The organism is Paenibacillus sp. LK1 (assembly GCF_002750415.1).
Lineage (GTDB): Bacteria > Bacillota > Bacilli > Paenibacillales > Paenibacillaceae > Paenibacillus > Paenibacillus taichungensis.
Window position 1 is genome coordinate 56,572 of the sequence record NZ_PEII01000004.1, and the last position, 18,344, is coordinate 74,915.

At 46.3% G+C, this 18,344-nt stretch carries 16 protein-coding genes; 11 read left to right on the forward strand and 5 right to left on the reverse strand.

Annotated elements, in window-relative coordinates; translation table 11 throughout:
* Positions 1–95: 95 nt before the first annotated feature.
* Both CS562_RS10110 and CS562_RS10115 read left to right on the forward strand, forming a co-directional pair.
* Positions 96–1,274 carry an alanyl-tRNA editing protein gene (locus CS562_RS10110; RefSeq protein ID WP_099855417.1) on the forward strand — a complete coding sequence of 393 codons (1,179 nt, stop codon included), beginning with the start codon at positions 96–98 and terminating at the stop codon, positions 1,272–1,274.
* A gap of 78 nt (positions 1,275–1,352) precedes the next feature.
* Positions 1,353–2,654, forward strand: a complete 1,302-nt coding sequence (locus CS562_RS10115) for a DUF1963 domain-containing protein (RefSeq protein ID WP_099855419.1) — start codon at positions 1,353–1,355, stop codon at positions 2,652–2,654.
* Positions 2,655–2,859: 205 nt separating this feature from the next.
* On the opposite strand, the gene CS562_RS10120 is transcribed toward CS562_RS10115, so the two are convergent.
* Positions 2,860–3,201, reverse strand: coding sequence for a DUF1801 domain-containing protein (locus CS562_RS10120; RefSeq protein WP_099855917.1), 342 nt, complete (start codon positions 3,199–3,201; stop codon positions 2,860–2,862).
* Positions 3,202–3,203: 2 nt separating this feature from the next.
* On the reverse strand, positions 3,204–3,779 hold the full coding sequence (locus tag CS562_RS10125; RefSeq protein ID WP_099855421.1) for a GNAT family N-acetyltransferase: 576 nt from the start codon (positions 3,777–3,779) through the stop codon (positions 3,204–3,206).
* Positions 3,780–4,034: 255 nt separating this feature from the next.
* On the opposite strand from CS562_RS10125, the gene CS562_RS10130 reads away from it, so the two are divergent.
* The 5 genes from CS562_RS10130 to CS562_RS10150 all read left to right on the forward strand — a co-directional run bounded on the left by CS562_RS10130 (position 4,035) and on the right by CS562_RS10150 (position 9,182).
* A complete protein-coding gene (locus CS562_RS10130) occupies positions 4,035–4,490 on the forward strand; it encodes a GNAT family N-acetyltransferase (RefSeq protein WP_079694988.1) in 456 nt (151 codons plus the stop codon).
* Positions 4,491–4,814: 324 nt separating this feature from the next.
* A complete protein-coding gene (locus CS562_RS10135; RefSeq protein ID WP_099855919.1) occupies positions 4,815–6,200 on the forward strand; it encodes an amino acid permease in 1,386 nt (461 codons plus the stop codon).
* 288 nt (positions 6,201–6,488) lie between these two features.
* Entirely contained in the window at positions 6,489–6,800 is a 312-nt protein-coding gene (locus tag CS562_RS33405; RefSeq protein ID WP_257219446.1) for a hypothetical protein, read from the forward strand.
* Positions 6,801–6,814: 14 nt separating this feature from the next.
* Positions 6,815–7,105 carry a hypothetical protein gene (locus CS562_RS10145; RefSeq protein ID WP_099855422.1) on the forward strand — a complete coding sequence of 97 codons (291 nt, stop codon included), beginning with the start codon at positions 6,815–6,817 and terminating at the stop codon, positions 7,103–7,105.
* A gap of 322 nt (positions 7,106–7,427) precedes the next feature.
* Entirely contained in the window at positions 7,428–9,182 is a 1,755-nt protein-coding gene (locus CS562_RS10150; protein WP_099855424.1) for a methyl-accepting chemotaxis protein, read from the forward strand.
* A gap of 109 nt (positions 9,183–9,291) precedes the next feature.
* Here CS562_RS10150 and CS562_RS10155 read toward each other — a convergent pair whose 3' ends face one another.
* Complete coding sequence (locus tag CS562_RS10155; protein WP_099855426.1) at positions 9,292–10,197, reverse strand: LysR family transcriptional regulator; 906 nt, start codon at positions 10,195–10,197, stop codon at positions 9,292–9,294.
* A gap of 141 nt (positions 10,198–10,338) precedes the next feature.
* Between CS562_RS10155 and CS562_RS10160 the strand changes: the two genes are divergently transcribed.
* The gene (locus CS562_RS10160) at positions 10,339–11,382 is read left to right on the forward strand and encodes a 2,3-butanediol dehydrogenase (protein ID WP_099855427.1); all 1,044 of its coding nucleotides are present in this window, start codon (positions 10,339–10,341) and stop codon (positions 11,380–11,382) included.
* A 148-nt stretch (positions 11,383–11,530) separates the two neighbouring features.
* Here CS562_RS10160 and CS562_RS10165 read toward each other — a convergent pair whose 3' ends face one another.
* Together CS562_RS10165 and CS562_RS10170 are read right to left on the reverse strand one after the other, a co-directional pair.
* Positions 11,531–12,040 carry a GNAT family N-acetyltransferase gene (locus tag CS562_RS10165; protein ID WP_063566024.1) on the reverse strand — a complete coding sequence of 170 codons (510 nt, stop codon included), beginning with the start codon at positions 12,038–12,040 and terminating at the stop codon, positions 11,531–11,533.
* Between the two features lie 170 nt (positions 12,041–12,210).
* Positions 12,211–12,978, reverse strand: coding sequence for a helix-turn-helix transcriptional regulator (locus CS562_RS10170; RefSeq protein ID WP_099855429.1), 768 nt, complete (start codon positions 12,976–12,978; stop codon positions 12,211–12,213).
* Between the two features lie 194 nt (positions 12,979–13,172).
* On the opposite strand from CS562_RS10170, the gene CS562_RS10175 reads away from it, so the two are divergent.
* The 3 genes from CS562_RS10175 (at position 13,173) to CS562_RS10185 (ending at position 18,297) form a co-directional block, all read left to right on the forward strand.
* Complete coding sequence (locus CS562_RS10175) at positions 13,173–15,494, forward strand: glycoside hydrolase family 127 protein (protein ID WP_099855432.1); 2,322 nt, start codon at positions 13,173–13,175, stop codon at positions 15,492–15,494.
* A gap of 370 nt (positions 15,495–15,864) precedes the next feature.
* Positions 15,865–16,596 carry a hypothetical protein gene (locus tag CS562_RS10180; RefSeq protein ID WP_063566066.1) on the forward strand — a complete coding sequence of 244 codons (732 nt, stop codon included), beginning with the start codon at positions 15,865–15,867 and terminating at the stop codon, positions 16,594–16,596.
* A 12-nt stretch (positions 16,597–16,608) separates the two neighbouring features.
* A complete protein-coding gene (locus tag CS562_RS10185; RefSeq protein ID WP_099855435.1) occupies positions 16,609–18,297 on the forward strand; it encodes a vWA domain-containing protein in 1,689 nt (562 codons plus the stop codon).
* Positions 18,298–18,344: the final 47 nt, after the last annotated feature.

The window sequence follows — 18,344 nt, forward strand, 5'->3', positions numbered from 1 at the left end:
AGAAGTGAGGCGGAAAATTTGGCTTGGCGGTTCCAGATAGTGTAATCTGGAGAGTATGGATAGCCATTTGAACGAGAAGGGATCGGGATGATTCGATGACGCAAAAAATCTATTATGACTCCGCGTACACACGGGAGTGGCATACACAAATTACAGGCAGAGTGGACAAGGAAGACGGTATATATGTCACGCTGGCAGAGACTGCTTTTTATCCGCATGGGGGTGGACAGCCTTGTGATCTGGGGCAGATCGGCGGCATTGATGTGTTGGATGTGATTAGTGAAGATGGTGAGGTGCTGCACAAGCTGGAGCGTGCGCCGGACCAGAATGACGTGGATTGCCACATCGATTGGCAGCGCAGATTCGATCATATGCAGCAGCATAGCGGGCAGCATTTGCTGTCAGCTATTACGCTGAAGCTGGCAGATGCGATGACGCTCAGCTTTCATCTGGGGACAGATTATATCACGATTGATGTGGCCGCAGCCGAACTGGGAGCGAACCAACTGGCTGCAATTGAAATGGAGGTCAATCAGCAGATTTACCGGAATGCCCAAATCAGCAGTTCCTGGGTCACAGCGGAAGAAGCGGCACGTCTGCCGCTGGTGAAGCAACCTTCCGTAACCGAAGATATTCGCATCGTGGAGATCGAGGGCGTGGAATATAACGCTTGTGGTGGAACACATGTGTCAGCCACAGGAGAGATCGGGATTATTAAACTGTTGAAAACCGAGAAAGTGAAGGGCGGCACCCGGATTTATTTTAAATGCGGATACCGAGCACTGAATGAGTTCAACGCCGCACAAAGCGTGCTGACCGGAATTACAGCCAAATTGAAGACCAGCCGGGAAGAGCTTGCGGATCGGATCGACAAAATGGAAGCAGAACAAAAGCAGCTGCAAGCAGAGCTGAACGCTGCGAAATCTTCCAATGACGCTTATTATGCGCAAGAGCTTTTATTTGCACGGGAAGGGCTTGTCATTGCTCAAATCTTTGAGGACAAATCGCTCAAGGATATGCAGAGTCTGGCGACCAAGCTGACATCAGAACATGAGGGCCTTGTACTCTTTGCGAGCATCTCGGAGGCCAAAGTTGTATTGGCGCAGAACGGGCAGCCGCCGGAGTGGGCTTGTGGACCTTTCTTCAAGGGCAATCTCGGAGCCTACCAGGGCAAAGGTGGCGGCAGCGATAAGATGGCACAGGCGGGTTTTGCCAGCAGCGAAGATGCGATCGCATTTTATGAATTTACGAAGGATCAACTGGGACATCACTAATCTACCTTCCCGCTGATTGATATCGAATGGACTCGATGGATCGTGAAGCGTGATCAATAGCAGAGGAGGTACCCATAGATGACAGAACGTATTCCGTGCATACGAGAGGAGTGCCCAAATACAATTTTGCCAGCAACGGCTGCCAGAACAGGTGGATACTGCAAGCCTTGCAAGCAGGAGATGGAACGCGAGGCACATCAGAGATACATTGAAGCCAATCGGCGCGACGTGGATTTGTATGAGGGAATCACGGACCCTGTGGAGATTTTGAAAATTATGCATACACGCCAGGTTCATGATCCACTAATCCGTTATGTGGCATACGAGCATTCCAAAGAAGAAGTATATCTATCCTTGTCTACGGAGCAGCAAGCCCTCATGATCGATTATGCGATGCAACTGATTCGTATGGGGGATGACGATACAGGTAAAGATATTTTGGTGTATCTGGTCTGTTACCATGATACGTCGTTGTCTGCACAGATTCCTGAGCTGTTGGAGCACGAAATCTACTACCCTGTCATTTTGTATAAGAGTGCCTCGGCCGAAGTACGTGATCAACTCTTGCAGCTGGTGAACACCGATGATGAGAATCGGAATAATCTGTTGCTCATGCTCGCCTATATTGGAGATGACGTTGTCGTACGTCAGTTCCAGCAATGGAGGCAGTCGCCACCTCGCTGGGCAGATCAGCTGCATGTCGCACCAGAGCACTATACAACCGAAGCCGGTTGGGAGTTAACGAATGAAGGCCAGCGCAAGGATTTATTTATCACCCCAAGTTATTCACTCTATAAAGTAAAAGAGAATGAAGGGGCTGACGACACATCAATTGGCGACCCGATCTCCATGCTGTTGACCAGTACCGATAACTGTGAGTGGTGTGGCAGTCAGTTAACAACCTTAATTGATCTGGATGTACGTCATCCAGCATTGCAGGATGCTTGGAACAGTGAGCGACTTCAAGTGCAGACTTGCGTTAGTTGCAGTTGTTATGGCGTCGTTTATATGGAGATGGATTCAGCAGGTGAACCGTTCTGGAGTGCGCATAATGTGATGCCGATGGGAGCGGATGATCTTGACCCGGACGACAATGTTCAGCTTGCACCGGATGCAGGCCGGCAGTTTCGGATTGCGACTGCTCCACGTCATGCGTTCCATGGCAGTGAGTGGGCGATGGAGCCTTCTACATCCCAGATCGGGGGCCACCCCGGATGGGTTCAGGACGCGGAGTACCCGAACTGTCCATGCTGCTCTTATAGGATGAGGGCCGTTGGACAAATGGACTGGAGCGAGGTTGAGGAGTACGGGGATGGCATGTATTACATGTTCATTTGCGAGCCGTGTCAGATGACCGCGGTATCTTATCAACAATCCTGACTGTGATCTCTAATGATCTGTTATTGCATAGAGCGACTTAGTTGTATTGACAGCTGCATACCCAAAAGGGGCTATCCTATATGTATTTAACATTCTAGGAAGCCCCCTCGTATGACTAGGTCAACCAGATATCCTGGTTGGCCTTTTTAATAGTTGCTATAGTCGGTTAGAAAAATCTATGACACGTTATATCCTCGATACCAGCTTAAAGTTCTGCCGATGCCTGTGTCAGAAGTGCAGCCAGCCACTCATAATCAGGCGTATCTTTTTCCTTGATCTTGATTGTTTTACGTTCCGCTGGGCCTTCAAATATCCCATCTGGCAGCTCAAGTCCGGTTGCATTGAAGATCGTGAAGGATACTGATGGCTTGGAAGGGGAGATGACTGCTGAATATTTACCGTTTTTCAGGAAATGAGGTTTCTTGTATTGCACACGTTCCTCTACTTCAGGGATGGACTCATGTACCAACTCCCGCAGTTTACTTGCAACCTGGGCTTGCCAGGGAACCGGGATCTGTTCGATAAATTCAGTAACTTCCGCATTCATATTCATGCTTGTCCACCCTCCACATTGATCTGATTGTGTGCTTCCCATTCCGGTCTTAGAATTCCCATCAATAAGCGATCATAGCGTTTTCCATCACGATACACGGCTGATCTAGCACGACCTTCCAACTGAAAGCCAACCTTCTCATAGGCACGGATGCCTTTGGCATTATAGGCGATGACATCCAGACCGACCCGGTCCAGATTCAATTCATGGAAGCCATACCGCAAAATAAGATTCAACGCTTCCGTGCCGTACCCCTTGTTGCGATGTTCTGCGAGTCCAATGCCAATGGCAAGTTGTCCGCTGCGGTTGTTCCACTCAATGCTGTGAATGACAACGAATCCGATCAGTTGTTCATCCTCAAGCGTTCGAAGCCGAAAGTAAACTTCCTTGTCCTTTGTCTCGCCTTCATCCTCAAGCTGCTTTTCCGAAAATGGAATGGCAATATCCGTATCCACATTTCGCAAATACTCAGGATCTTCATTCCATTGTAGCATGGTCTGCACGTCTTCAGCACGGGGCGGAGTCATTTTCAAGCGTTTGCTATAAAACAGATTTTCAGTCGATAGTGTCATGATAGTCTCCTTTTCACAAATTAAGTTCGCTTCACCTCGGTACGACAATTAGCTATATGACTGCTACGCAATATTCTTCGCTCCTTTTGGTTTCAGATAGCTTCACTATAATGGAAATTTAAGGGTGTCACAATAGACATTTCATTCGTGTTTCTGAAGTTGTTGTCAGGAAACCTATCATGGTAGTACTATATAAACAATAGACATGTATTCAGTGATACAACACACAACAAAATGTCGGCAGGAGTGGTAGATATGGAGATCAAAGTAGACGATTTGAGCGGTCATCAAGTCATTGGATTAATTGCAGAACATCTGCAGGGAATGGCAGCAGATTCGCCGCCGGAAAGCATTCATGCCCTGGATCTCGATGGGTTAAAGAAACCTGAGATAACATTCTGGTGTGCATGGGAAGCGGAGGAGCTGCTTGGTTGCGGGGCCATGAAGGAATTGAATTCGGAGCATGCAGAATTGAAATCGATGCGTACAGCATCAGCCCACCTGAGAAAAGGCGTAGCAAGACAAATTCTTGCCCATATTATTGAGGTTGCCAAGAATCGGGGATATAAACGAATCAGTCTGGAGACAGGTTCGATGGATTCTTTTATTCCGGCGCGTAAGCTGTATGAGGACTTTGGGTTTGTATACTGTGAGCCATTCGCAGATTATAGTTTGGACCCGAACAGCGCTTTTATGACGAAGGAATTATAAATTACATGATAGGAAGTAAAACATAGCAGGGACAAAGGAAACCAGTATTCTGTTGCATACAGACAGCTGGTTTTTTACGTTTATTAATTGTTTTGCGAAGTGATGGACTGCAACAAATCATACATATTGGAGATCGCAAGAAGAGTAGAATGTATTCAAATGAACGAATTGGACTGCATACAGATTGCTTTGTCTCACTGTGGGGTATAAAACATAGGTTATGTCAGCATTCGTTTGGGATGAATTGGCCGTACGGAACTGCTGGGCTGAGGCATGGACAATAGGGTATACTGGACATTATGTTTATATAAACATGAAACAGAAATGCAGACGTTTTTTACATCAGGAGGACTTGAATTGGCTCAGACAGAAGGAACATTGCAGAAGAAACTTAAACCAAGGCATATTAGCTTTATGGCTATGGGCGGTGTCATTGGAACCGGAATTTTCAAAGGAAGCGCCGAAACAATTGGACTTGCAGGTCCAGGAGTTATTGTAACGTACATTTTTGCAGGATTATTGTTACTGGTTGTCATGGCTGCGATGGCGGAGATGGCTACGGTATACAAGAATAAAAATATGAAAGACTTTGTGCAGGAAGCGTTCGGCAGCAGAGTCTCCTTTATCATGGGATGGATGTATTGTTTCCTCTGGTTGTCGGTATGTGTGATTGAGGTGATTGCAGCAGGGAGCTTTTTGCAGTATTGGTTCACGGAAGTGCCACTGTGGGCGTTGAGCCTTGCGTGTGCAGTGTTTATTATACTGATTAATCTGCTGAGTGTGGGCGTATTTGGGGAATTTGAATTTTGGCTGGCGGGCATTAAAATCGCCATGATTATTATTTTTATTATCCTCGGGGCTGGTCTGATCTTCGGGATCATTCCAAGTGATAACACGCCTTATCTGCATAATTACACGCAAGCAGGCGGTTTCTTCCCTAATGGATGGTCATCGATCTTTTCGGCATTATTGGTCGTCATGTTCTCTTATGGAGGATCTGAGCTTATTGGCTTAACCTTAACGGAGACGGAAAATACGGACAAGGTGATGCCCAAAATTGTAGGGAACTTTATGCTGAGAATCATTTTATTTTTCACGCTGCCGATTCTCATCATCTGTGGGCTCATTCCGTGGAATGAATTAGGGCCCGAGAGTAGTCCTTTTGTACAGGTGCTGGCTTCCACGGGACTTCCGGGTGCAGCACATATTATGAACTTTATTTTGGTGACCGCCGTTCTGTCTGCTGCAAATTCCGGCATTTATGGCGCATCCCGTATGATGCATTCTATGGCGGTAGGTGGTGAAGCTCCCAAGGCTTTATCACATACGAATCGCAACGGCAGTCCGGTAAATACACTGCTGGTATGTGCTGTGATTCTACTTGGGGGCTCCATGCTGGGGCTATTCGCACAAGATCAGCTCTTCCGCGTGCTGCTGGCGGTTCCGGGGTTTGTCGTGATGCTTGTGTGGATTTGTATCGCCACATCACAGATGAAGCTGCGCAAGAGATATCCGGTACAGCCGACATTTAAGGTTTGGGGATTTCCTTACGTAACTGGAGCTGCTGTACTCTGTCTCGGCGTCATTTCAGTCATGTTTGTATTTGATGAAGGCAATCGTTTTAGCATCAGCATCTGTCTAACTGTACTCGTGTTACTGATTCTCTGGTCTCTAATTCGATTCAGGAAGAAACGTGGGCAAGAAGTTTAGTTTTTGTAGAAGAATCATAATAGCTTTGCAGTAACAAGACATCTCAGCGTTCACGCTGGGGTGTTTTTTTTGAGAAAGAAAAGTTTTAATAGGGACTGATTTGAAGTTTGATGTTATATTATGGAAAAATAGGGGTAATGCGAACTAGATAAAATAAATCGCCAATAGCTACGAAATGGCATGAGCTGCTTTTATAATAAAGGACCAGAAGTACGTTTGAATCTTACATAAATCATACTCCTCCCTTGGAATCATATAACAACGAATATATTTCAAACGAGGTACCACATGACGACGATAAAAGTAACACCGGAACAGCTGTTATCAGTCTCCAGACAGTTTGAAGCAGCCCAAAGCCAGGTTTTTCAGATGAAGCGTTTAAAAGCGGAAGGGCCTTTGAACTATAATCTTGATGATGCAACGTATGCACGAAATTTTACTTTGGACGAAGCACAAGCCAGCATAAGAGCAGCGAGGTTTGCACCAGAATTAGCTTCTGTAGAGAGAATGACACTACTTAGAGATGCAGTAACGAGATTAAAAAACGCAGATCTCCGTGTACAAGATGTGAAGAATGAACTTTATATCCAACACAAATAGAAAGGATGATGAATTTGCATAAATTGATGAAGGTTGGAGACGTTTTTGAATCATCCGAATATGGCACTATTTTAGTGGGTATCAATCCTGATCTTGATGACCTAAGCCATGATCAGATCAAAAAGCGAATCCATAATCATATTGTTGTTCGAACACCTGACAATAAGGAATTTCCAATAGATGTGGTTTCTGTACAAATCTCAAGTTCATTAATGAATAAGAAGAGCATTGGTATATGCGTTGGTAAGTCAATAAACCAATCTGAAATCCCTATTAACTCAGTGGTGTACACAGATATCTCTTAATGGGTTTGATTGGTGATGAATCTGTGAGATCACTTACGAAAACCAGGTTTAACCTACCCATGTTGACTAAACTCTGACGCATACGTCGGAGTTTTTCTTTGTATAAAAGCGTAACAGTTTCATCGAAACAAAGATGGATATACTTCTATAAAAATAAAGCTAACACAGTGATGATAGTGTTCTAATCTCTATCCAATATTTTCTTGCCTAATTCGACAACTTCATATACTATTTTCACATTACATAGTGCTTCAAGCATGTAGTTTTTGGATAGGGCGTAGTCGAAAAGGCTTACATACAGGTGTGAGAGGAAGAGGATTGGATGGTCGGTTTTTTCAAGAAACGTTTGGTTGTTCGCATTGTTGCCATTGTTACCTTGGTCATTGTGATTATATCTGCGGGAAGCATGCTGCTTCAGCTGGCGAATATGAAGCTAGCCGCGCAGGAGGCCATATCGAGTTACAATATTCAAATTGCCGAGAGTTATGTGAAACAGCTGGATACAGGACCGTATGTGGAATTTGCCAAAGACCCCAAGGAAAATGACGTGTTCTTGAAGATTCGTGATGAGCTGGATGATTTTCGTGTGAGCATCGGTGCGATGTATGTGTATTTTGTAAAAATAGACGATACAGGCACACCTTTCATTATGGTGGACGGCATGAAAGATGCAGATAAAGCATCACCGATCAATGAAGTGACGGATATCCCAGGTGATGCAGTCCAAAAGCTCTTGCAAGGGAAAACAGCCAGTTCCCCTATCATTAATAATGAGGAGTATGGTGAATATATTTCCTCATACGCTCCGATTCTGGACAGTAATGGGGCCTTAACGGGTGTGTTAGGAATCGATACAGCTGTGTCGGTCATTGGAAGTATTGAGTCAGATATTATGAAATCCAGCATTCCGTTGTATGCCCTGTTGTTGTTCATCACGGTTGCAGGCATCGCAGTTGTATTGTGGTTCATCGTAAGAGGCCTGCGACCGCTGAAACCGTTGAAGGCAAGCGTCGAACAAATGGCGCAAGGTGAGCTGGCGGAAGCCAATCGAATCCTGACCGCGTATCGGCTGCAAAGTGAGGATGAGATTGGCAGCACATTCAAGGCGATGATTCATATGTCTGGGGACTTAAATAAAATGATTGGCGACATGGTCGCGGGTGTTTCGGTAACCACGGATATTCTCGCGGAATCAACGGAGCAATTCAATCGTGATGCAGAAGATATGCTTGAGATGAATAAGAGTGTTGACCAATCCGTGCAGCAGATCAGACAGGGAGCGCATACCCAGAAGCAAGGTGCTAGCGACAGCGCCAATGCGATGGAAGAAATCGCTAAAGGGATTACCGATATTTCAGAGTCATCTACAGCCGTGTCCGACGCTGCAACAACTGCGCTTGCTACGGCACAATCGGGTAAGCAGAGCATGACGCAAATGAAGAAACAGATGGAGAGCATTTCGGCTGTATCTGCTGAAGTTGTAGCCATGGTCCAGGTGCTTAACAACTTCTCACAGCAAATCGGCGGTGCACTTCATACGGTGCGGGATTTTGCGAGTCAGACCAAGCTGCTGGCGCTGAATGCTTCAATTGAAGCCGCTCATGCAGGAGAGCATGGGAAGGGATTTGCCGTTGTAGCGGATGAAGTACGAAAATTGGCTGAGGCTTCAGGCACATCTGTGCAGACGATATCGGATTTGTTGCTCGGTATTCAGAAGGAGTCCCAGCATATCGGATCACAGATGGATGTTACCTCGCAAGAGATCGGCCAGGGGGTGACGAGCACAGCAGAAGCAGAGCTTGCCTTTACTCATATGGTTGAGGCGTTTCGTGTGGTAACACATCGTATCCAGGAGGTATCCGCAGCAGCGGAGGAAATATCGGCGGGTTCCGAGGAAGCGGCAGCATCGGTCAATACGATCTCGCAAATTTCATCCGGCGTTTCAGATCATTCGGATGACATTTATCGTTTGACAGGGGAGCAGTCGAGCATGTTCCAGAAGGTGGCACAAACGTCCACCTTGCTGAGGCAGCATACGATTGAGTTGAGCGAAGCTGTAAGAAAAGTAAAGGTATAAAGGAAGCAAGCAGTAAGCAGTAAGTTGAATCCTTATCAAATGTGGAACACTCTGGTGCAAACACCGGAGTGTTTTTTTTGACATCCCAATTATGACTTAGACTCTGCCATCATAACTGATCCAGCTCAATTGCCTGTCTGAAGCGTTGAGCAAATCGCTCTGCGGCCACAGCAACCTCCTTGGATTCAGTCTGTACGAAGCCGATTTGCATTTTAGGTTGGTCGATCGAGGCGATCTCTACCATTTTTGCAATGCCTTCTTTCCATAGCGGATGTTGGTAGAAGGAAAAGTCATGACCGATGGTGGCGGCAATATTGTTTCTTAGAACGGTGCTGATCGCTTCCGAGTTGTTCGTTTTGAACAGGATGGACAGAGGGCCATAATCATACGTGAACTCCTGCAGGAAATCTTCGATAAATCCATCACGATACAGAGCAAGCTTATGTTCTTTTAATTGTTCGGGAGTAACCCGGTTAAGCTTGGCTAGTTCGGATTGGTGATGAGTGCATACAACCAGTTTGCCTGAATACATAGGACTGAAGTGCAGTCCATCGAATTCCCTCAATTGTTTGGCGTAGATGGCGATGAAGCCCAGGTGGGTTCTGTTGTTACGGATGTCCTCGATAATTTCCATGGAACCTTTCTCTTCAATGGCAATATTCAATTGAGGGTGCTCACGTTTCATATCTGCAGCAGTCTGAACAAGGTAAGGCATCACACTTGGAAAAGTAGCAACATGCAGGTCTCCGGTTATCGAGGATGTCTCGGCATTCAGTGATTTCAATTCATCAATTCGCTGCAAAATATCGAGTGCCTTGGCAATAAACTGTTTACCTTCAGGGGTGGGGAACGTCCCATGGCGCGAGCGTTCGAACAGGATCATACCCAGCTCATTTTCAAGTCGATGTACAGATTGGCTGATTGCCGACTGAGTGACATGCAGGTGCTCCGAGGCAGCCGAGAACGATTGGGTTTTGGCAATTTCAACGACATATTCAAGTTGTTCCAGATTCATGGTTTCATCTCCGTTTTAGCATTAGTACAAGTAATATTAACATTAGTATCTATAAATATGAATAATACGTGAACAGCGATATAATTAATAGACAGTAGTTGAATCTCAGGTAGACAAGATAAACCAAAGGGGATGTATCTCATGAAAGCAGCAGTATGGTATGCCAAAAAAGATGTCCGGGTCGAAGAACGGGAAATACCGGTAGCCCAATCAGGACAAGTGAAAATTAAAGTCGAGTACGCAGGAATCTGCGGTAGTGACTTACATGCTTACCATCATGGCGTAGGCATTCAGGAAGGGCAGAACCACCCGCTTTCAGGACAGAAAGCGCCGCTGACACTTGGTCATGAGTTTGCAGGAACCGTCAGTGAATTGGGAAGTGATGTAAGCGGTATCAGTATAGGGGACCGTGTCGTTGTTGAACCGCTGTATCATTGCGGAAAGTGTGAGTACTGTATTCAGGGACGCTATAACCAATGTACCGAGTTCGGATTTGTGGGACTGAACGGTGACGGAGGCTTTGCTGAATACGTTGTGGTTGAGGCGTATATGGTGCACAAATTGCCGGATAACGTCTCCTTTGAAGAGGGCGCACTGGTTGAGCCTACAGCGGTAGCTTTCCATGCGGTTCGCCATAGCAAATTAAAAGTGGGTCAGAAGGTTGCCGTATATGGTGCAGGTCCGATTGGACTGCTGACGATCCTTTCAGCCAAAGCTGCTGGAGCTTCCACGATCTATGCAGTCGATGTATTTGAAGAACGCTTGAATTTGGCTGCCAAGCTGGGAGCCATTCCGGTAAATAGTGCCAAAGTTAATGCCACTGAAGTGATTTTGCAGCAGTCTGGCGGAATAGATGTAGCATATGAAGCGGCAGGTGTACAGCCAACCATGGATAGCGCCGTAGCTGTGATCAAAAAAGGTGGAGAAGTTGTTGTCATCGCAGCAATTCCGAATCCACTACAGGTGAATTTCTTCGATCTGTTAGTGAAAGAAGCGAACCTGACAGCAACGCTGGCCTACCGTCATATCTTCCCTGAAGTCATCTCTTTAATTGCTGAGGGAGCACTTGATGTGAAACAGGTGATCACCAGAAAAATCAAGCTGGACGACATCGTTCAGGAAGGACTTGAACTGCTCATGACCGACAAGAGCCATGCGAAAATTCTGGTGGAAATCGGCGGTTAATAGTGTGGGAAATGGAGCGAATAGCCTTTGCGGCTCTATTCCGATTCTTTAGCTCAGAATAATCGCTAAAAAGGGATACCCTCTGTCATGTTAATGACTTATGGGCATCCCTTTTTGTGTTATCCGCGCTTAGTACCATTTGCGAGAATTATGAATCATATCGGTAGCAAATCGCTTTGCCTCCACCACTCTCGGAACTGAATTCCGGGTCTTCTACAAAACCGAAACGTTCGTATAATCGGATCGCGTTGACCATCTGGCCGCCCGTATATAAATACACCGTATTTTTGCCCATGTCTTTAGCAGACTCAACACATTGTTGAAGCAATTCTCTGGCAATACCGTGACCTCTCCACTTGGGATCAACGCCCAGCAGTCGAATAAACGGATAATCAATAGGCAACTCGAAGCTCGGATAAGCCTTATGCGCAGTCTCAAACAATTGGACCGTTCCAACAATCTGATTATCTATTTTGGCAATCCATAATTGCTTGATATAAGGATTGCTCGGCGATTCCCGAATGTCCTTCAAATAATGTTCCCATTGTTCCTGTGTTTGGAACGTGTCCCGGTACTCGGAGTAACTTTCAATGAGAATATGTACAATTTCTTCATGGTCAGCTTCTGTAGCGGGATGAATCGTTACTGCCGTTGTCATCTCAAGTTCTCCTTCTGATTTAATCTTGGTTTGATAAGAGATATAGTTGACTTGAATTGTATCACACCCAATGGTACTGGATTAATTCAAATTTTCTATATATGACTCATGAAATTCTATGAGTTGGTACTTCCGCACAAGACATCCAAGGTTCGCACGTATAAGGTTCATTATAGGCGATTGAGCTGTGTGGAATACAAATTATTGCGATATTCGGTGGGCGTATTGCCTTCGTATTGTTTGAACATGCGCAGGAAGAGTTTGTAATCCGAAAAACCGCATTGCCCCGCAATTTCTTTCACACTGGCATTGGTATTGAGCAGCATCTGCTTAGCCCGGCGAATCCGTTCCGTGAGGATATAGGTTTTGAGCCCAATGCCTTTCTCACGTTTTACCATTTTGGAGATATAGTCCTTGTTAAAATTAAAAGTCTCGGCAATCTTTCCAACCGTAATGTCGGTATGCAGATGAATATCCACCCACTTGCAGATGTGGTCAACGATCGCATTGTGCGGCCGATAACCCGCCTGTGTGTTGCGTTCCAGTTCTTTGAGCAGCAGCAGCAATGCCGCGTCTGCTTCTTCCGGTGAGAACGATGAACTATGCAGCAATTGCTTGAACAGCTGATTGGCGGTGGACGGAACCTGAATAGTCGCATGGGTGGGATACTGGTCGAACTCTTTCTCAATCGAATCATAATGAACCCAATAAAAGCTGACGGGAGCATCGCTGACCTGATAGCCATAATGGATGTGTCCAGCCCTCAGAAATAGCAGATCATTTGCACGAACCACAAACTGCTCGTCCTCCTCGGCAATGTACATCTCGCCTTCCAACATTAAAATGACCTCGTGAACAGGCATGCTGCGCTTCATATGGCTCCAATTGCCTTCGGTTATGAACTTGCCGCACAAGTAATGTTCCAATGGCTTTTGCATAGGACGGATTTCTCCACCTTTTCTTGGATTATGAGTCTGATGTAGTTGTATTTTATTTGATAATATGAGGATATTCAAGGCCTGTATGAAGAAAGTTCGTAAGGGACACATGAATTTAAAAACGGATTTTACCCTTTGTACACTTATATAAATACTTCTAAATATCCACTACATACCGAGGAGGAGCGAGCAGAATGATTGAAACCAAAAAGGGATTTCTGGGACCTGAGCATGTCAATCTGTTAAATGGCGTTTTTCAAACGTCACAGGAAGTTGGAGAAAAGTATTTGTTATCACTGGACATTGATCGTTTTCTGGCACCGTGTTTTGAGGCCCATGGGTTACCGGCGAAAAAGGAACGATACGCGGGTTGGGAGGCACGCTCGATTAGCGGGCATTCCCTTGGACACTATCTGTCTGCCTTGGCAGTGACCTATCAGGCGACAGGTAATGAAACGTTAAAGCAAACGCTGGATTATGCCGTCAGCGAGCTTGCATCAATTCAACAGACAACGGGCAGCGGGTATGTCGGCGGCTTATCCGAAGAAGCTTTCCGCATTGCATTTCGGGCAGAACACATTGGTGGTTTTAACATCGGTGAATATTGGGTTCCATGGTACAGCGTGCACAAGATCTATCGCGGACTAATTGATGCATACAAATTAACGGGCAACCGGCAGGCCCTTGACGTGGTAACGCGGTTTGCAGATTGGGCGGTAGAAGGTCTGAGCCCGATGACCGAGGAACAGATGCAGATCATGCTTCAATGTGAACAGGGTGGCATGAATGAAGTGTTTGCCCATTTGTATGGAATCACCGGGAAGTCTGTATACCTTGAGATAGCCAACAAATTCACACATCAATTAATCCTCGAACCGTTGGAGCACAAGCAGGACGATCTTCAGGGCAAACATGCGAATACGCAGATTCCGAAAGTCATCGGTGCAGCTGAAATATACAATCAGGATCATAATCACGAGAGCTACCGGACAGCGGCGGAGTTTTTCTGGGACACTACGATTCATCATCGGTCTTATGTATTTGGTGCTACGAGCATTTCGGAGCATTATGAAGCGAAAGGCATGGAGAGTCTCGGCATCAAAACCGGAGAGAGCTGCTGTACCCACAACATGATGCATCTGACGAAGCAGCTCTACACATGGAATCCCGACAGTGCCTACATGGACTATTATGAAAATGCGATCTACAACCATATCCTGGGCACACAGGACCCGGACACAGGCAACAAAACGTATTTTGCATCAACACTGCAAGGCCACTACAAAATCTACGGTACTCACGATACTGCCTGGTGGTGCTGCACAGGATCTGGCATGGAGAACCCGGGCAAATACGCCGAGGCAATCTACTTCGAGGATGAGCAGGATCTGTACGTAAATCTATATATCGCTTCCCAATTGGACTGGAAATCCCAAGGCATATCACTGAAGCTCGAAACCGACTTTCCTTATTCGGAAAAGGTAACCCTTACGATCACCGAAGGCAGCGCCTCGGCCAATCTTAGACTACGTGTGCCCTCATGGCTACAGGAGCCAATGACGGCAACAGTCAACGGGGATACGGCCCATCCGCATACCCGGATGGAACCCGGATACCTCAACATCGAGCGCACATGGACCGCTGGTGATGTCATCACCATCACGCTGCCGATGTCGCTCCACCAATACACATCCCGGGATGATGCACACAAGGTGGCATTCCTGTACGGCCCGATTGTACTGGCAGGGGCTCTGGGAAGCGAAGGGCTGCCCGAGGATACCATCGTGGACGAAACGGCACTGAATCCCAAAACGGCATCTGTACCTGTGATCTGGACAGAGCAGGAGGATGTACGCGAGTGGATCAAGGCCGTAGACGCAAGTACGTTGACGTTTGAGATCAGCAAGGATGTCACATCAGACGGTAACCCGGTGAAACTGATTCCGTTCTATGATGTGCATCATGAGTTCTATACAATCTATTGGCCGTTTAACGATGAAGGGGATGCACTGGAGAAGGAATTGAATGATATCACCATCGACAGGGTGCAGCCTGACGGTCAGCAGGATGAGATTGGACATCATCTGGATAGCAATTGCCGCGCAGAACATCATAACGGTTCATATACAGACAGCCGCAACAAGCTGCATATGTGGCGGGAAGCATTTGGTGTCAGCGGAGCTTACTTCAGCTACCAGCTGGCGGTGGATGGTTCTGCGCCGAACTATGTATGCGTGGCATACTGGGGCGGGGATCATTCTCCATTTGAACGGGAAGGAACGATGCATGAAAGAATCTTTAGTATCGCCGTCGATGGACATGTGGTCGGTGAACAGCGAATTCATATGAACAAGATCGGTGAAGTATTCTACGTAACCTATCATGTCCCTGAGAAGCTTACGTCAGGCAAAGACAACGTTCGAGTTGCATTCCAGGCGTTTGACGACAACGGATGTGCCGGGAAAGTGGTGGAGGTACGTACAACGCGAAGTAAACCGGAATCCATCTTTTCGTAAAATAAAATGAGCACACACATCATCATCACTCCGGCGCTGGCGTCGGGGTGTTTTTTTGATTTTTATCGTATCGTATAAGCCCTATATAAAAAATGACACGCACAGCAAATTTCCACGTATTACCTGATAACATTTCTTTTTCCGCCACCGATTGTTCAAGGGTACCAGGCTCATTTCCCAGAGGTTACAAAATCTTATCCACGTTGTCCCTCTAAAGATGAAATGGGATAAGCCCAAGCCACGTATATTATGAATATCCATATTAATCCACCCGAATGCGGCAACATCATGTACAATGAAATAAAGTTCCAATGGTAAATATCGACATAAAGGTCCAACACATAGCGCGAAAGGAGGTCTGATGATTTACATGATAAAGTACATAAAACTGCTGGGGCTGATCTTCGGCGTTGTGGTCATGAATGTTCTATTGTTCTCACCAGGATTCATCGGACTGGAGTTTGGCGGGGGAGCATTTACAACAGCGCTCTCGGTGACATTTCTGTTCGGTAGCGTGATGGCTCTCTTCTATGGAAGCTACACTTTATTGTTCAGACAGCCGGTAGTCTTGCCTGTGAAGAATATCGAAACCCATGAAGACTATGTGGAAGCGTTATCCTTTTATCGACGAATTAAAGTACTTGAGGAAGATATCACACTGGGATTATCTCAACTAAGCCGCATGAAGAAAAAGAAGGAAACCCTCCTGAACGTGTTGAATCAGCGATTTGATCCAGGGGAACTGAGTTACAAGAAATTTGCTTCGGTCACCCTCGAGGTGGAGAAGCTGTTATACCTCAACATCCGAAGTGTACTTAACCGCCTCAATGTGTTCGATGAAGCGGAGTACGCCAGCCTGATGAAGTCCAAATCCGCTACACTTCCCCAGAAGCTCTTTCAGGAAAAGACCAAAGTATATAACGACTATCTAAGCTATGTGAAAAACTCGCTTCATACCAATGAGGAAATTCTTTTGAAGCTTGACCAATTGATGCTGGAAATCTCCCGCTTGGACAGCTTTGAAGCAGGAGATATTGAACAGATGCCATGTATGCAAGAAATTGACCAATTAATCAAGCACACCAAATTATACAGACAGTGAGGGGTTGTACGTATGGCTAAGAAGGGAAAGTTTTTTTTCATATCGATCGTGATGCTGGTACTCGTGTTTGGCCTCGTATATGCAGGGATTACGCTGACGTCGAACGTTGGTAAATCCAGTACACAGGTAACGACAGAGAATGCAGGCAAAGAGTTAGGCAAGCTGTATGCGGACATTGCGCCGGCAACGGCTGAACCCGTGAAGGGACAGATTGATCTCGACCCGGTGGATGTGGCTGAATCACTGCCGGACATCTCCAAATTTCCGATCACGGTCGAGAATACAACGAATGATTATGTAGAGATCTTTTCTTCCATCGAAAAGGCGGGAACCGGAGCAGATGGCTGGTTGACCGAGGTTACCGAAGAGTTCAACAAGGCTAACATTACCGTTGGTGGCAAGCAGGTTTCGGTAAAATTACGCAATATCGCATCCGGTACGGCGGCTGATTATATTAAGTCTGGTAAATATGTGCCTGATGCGTTTACCCCTTCGAATGAGTTATGGGGCGAGATGGTAGCTGCAAGCGGAGTAAAGACAGACCTGGTATCCAAAAGACTGGTGGGGAACGTTCCTGGTATCGTCATCTCGAAAGCTAAATATGATACGCTGGTCGACACGTACGGATCGGTTAATGTAAAAACCGTGACCGAAGCGATTGCCAACAATGAGCTCGCGATGGGGTACACCGATCCATTTGCCAGTTCCACGGGCCTAAACTTTCTCGTGACGGCACTCAACACATACGACAGCTCCAATCCGCTTGGTGAGAAAGCGATTGAGGGTTTTGAGAAGTTCCAAGCGAACGTACCGTTTACGGCGTCCACAACCATTCAGATGCGTGAGGCAGCCAAGTCAGGCCGACTGGACGCATTTGTACTGGAGTACCAGACTTACGTAAACACCGCAGATCTGAAAAGTGGATACGTCTTTACCCCTTTTGGCGTAAGACATGACAGCCCGCTGTATGCACTGGGGCAACTGCCGCAGAACAAGCAAGAGATTATTAAGAAGTATGCAGAATTCGTAACCCAAGCGAATTATCAGCAATCGGCTGAGGAATTCGGCTTCAACGGCTTGCAGGACTACAAGTCTGAATTGAACACAGTGGATGGTGGCACCTTGTTGTCCGCTCAGAAAGTGTGGAAAGAGAAAAAGAACGGCAGTAAACCGATTGCCGCCGTATTTGTAACCGACGTATCCGGCAGTATGGACGGCGAACCGCTGAACCGACTCAAGGAATCATTGCGCAAAGGCCAGAAGTTCCTTGGCACAGATAACAGCATCGGCCTCGTCTCCTACTCTAGTGGAGTAACGGTGAATCTGCCAATTGCCAAGTATGATACGAATCAGCAGTCGATGTTTGTTGGTACGGTGGATAGCCTGCAAGCGGGTGGCGGTACGGCAACCTTTGATGGGATCGTCGTGGCGATGAAGATGCTTGAAGATTATATGGCTACCAATCCAAATGTGAAACCACTGATCTTTGTCCTAAGTGATGGAGAGACCAATGAGGGTCATACACTGAAGGATATTCGTGATCTGGTTGAGACGTACAAAGTGCCAATCTACACGATCGGTTATAACGCGGACATCAAAGCTTTGGAGAGCATCTCCAGCATTAACGAAGCAGCTAGCATTAACGCCGATACAGACGATGTGGTGTACAAAATCGGTAACCTGTTCAACGTGCAGATGTAGCACGGGGACTGCACTTGAAGTGACCTAATGTAAGGTTCATTATTCCA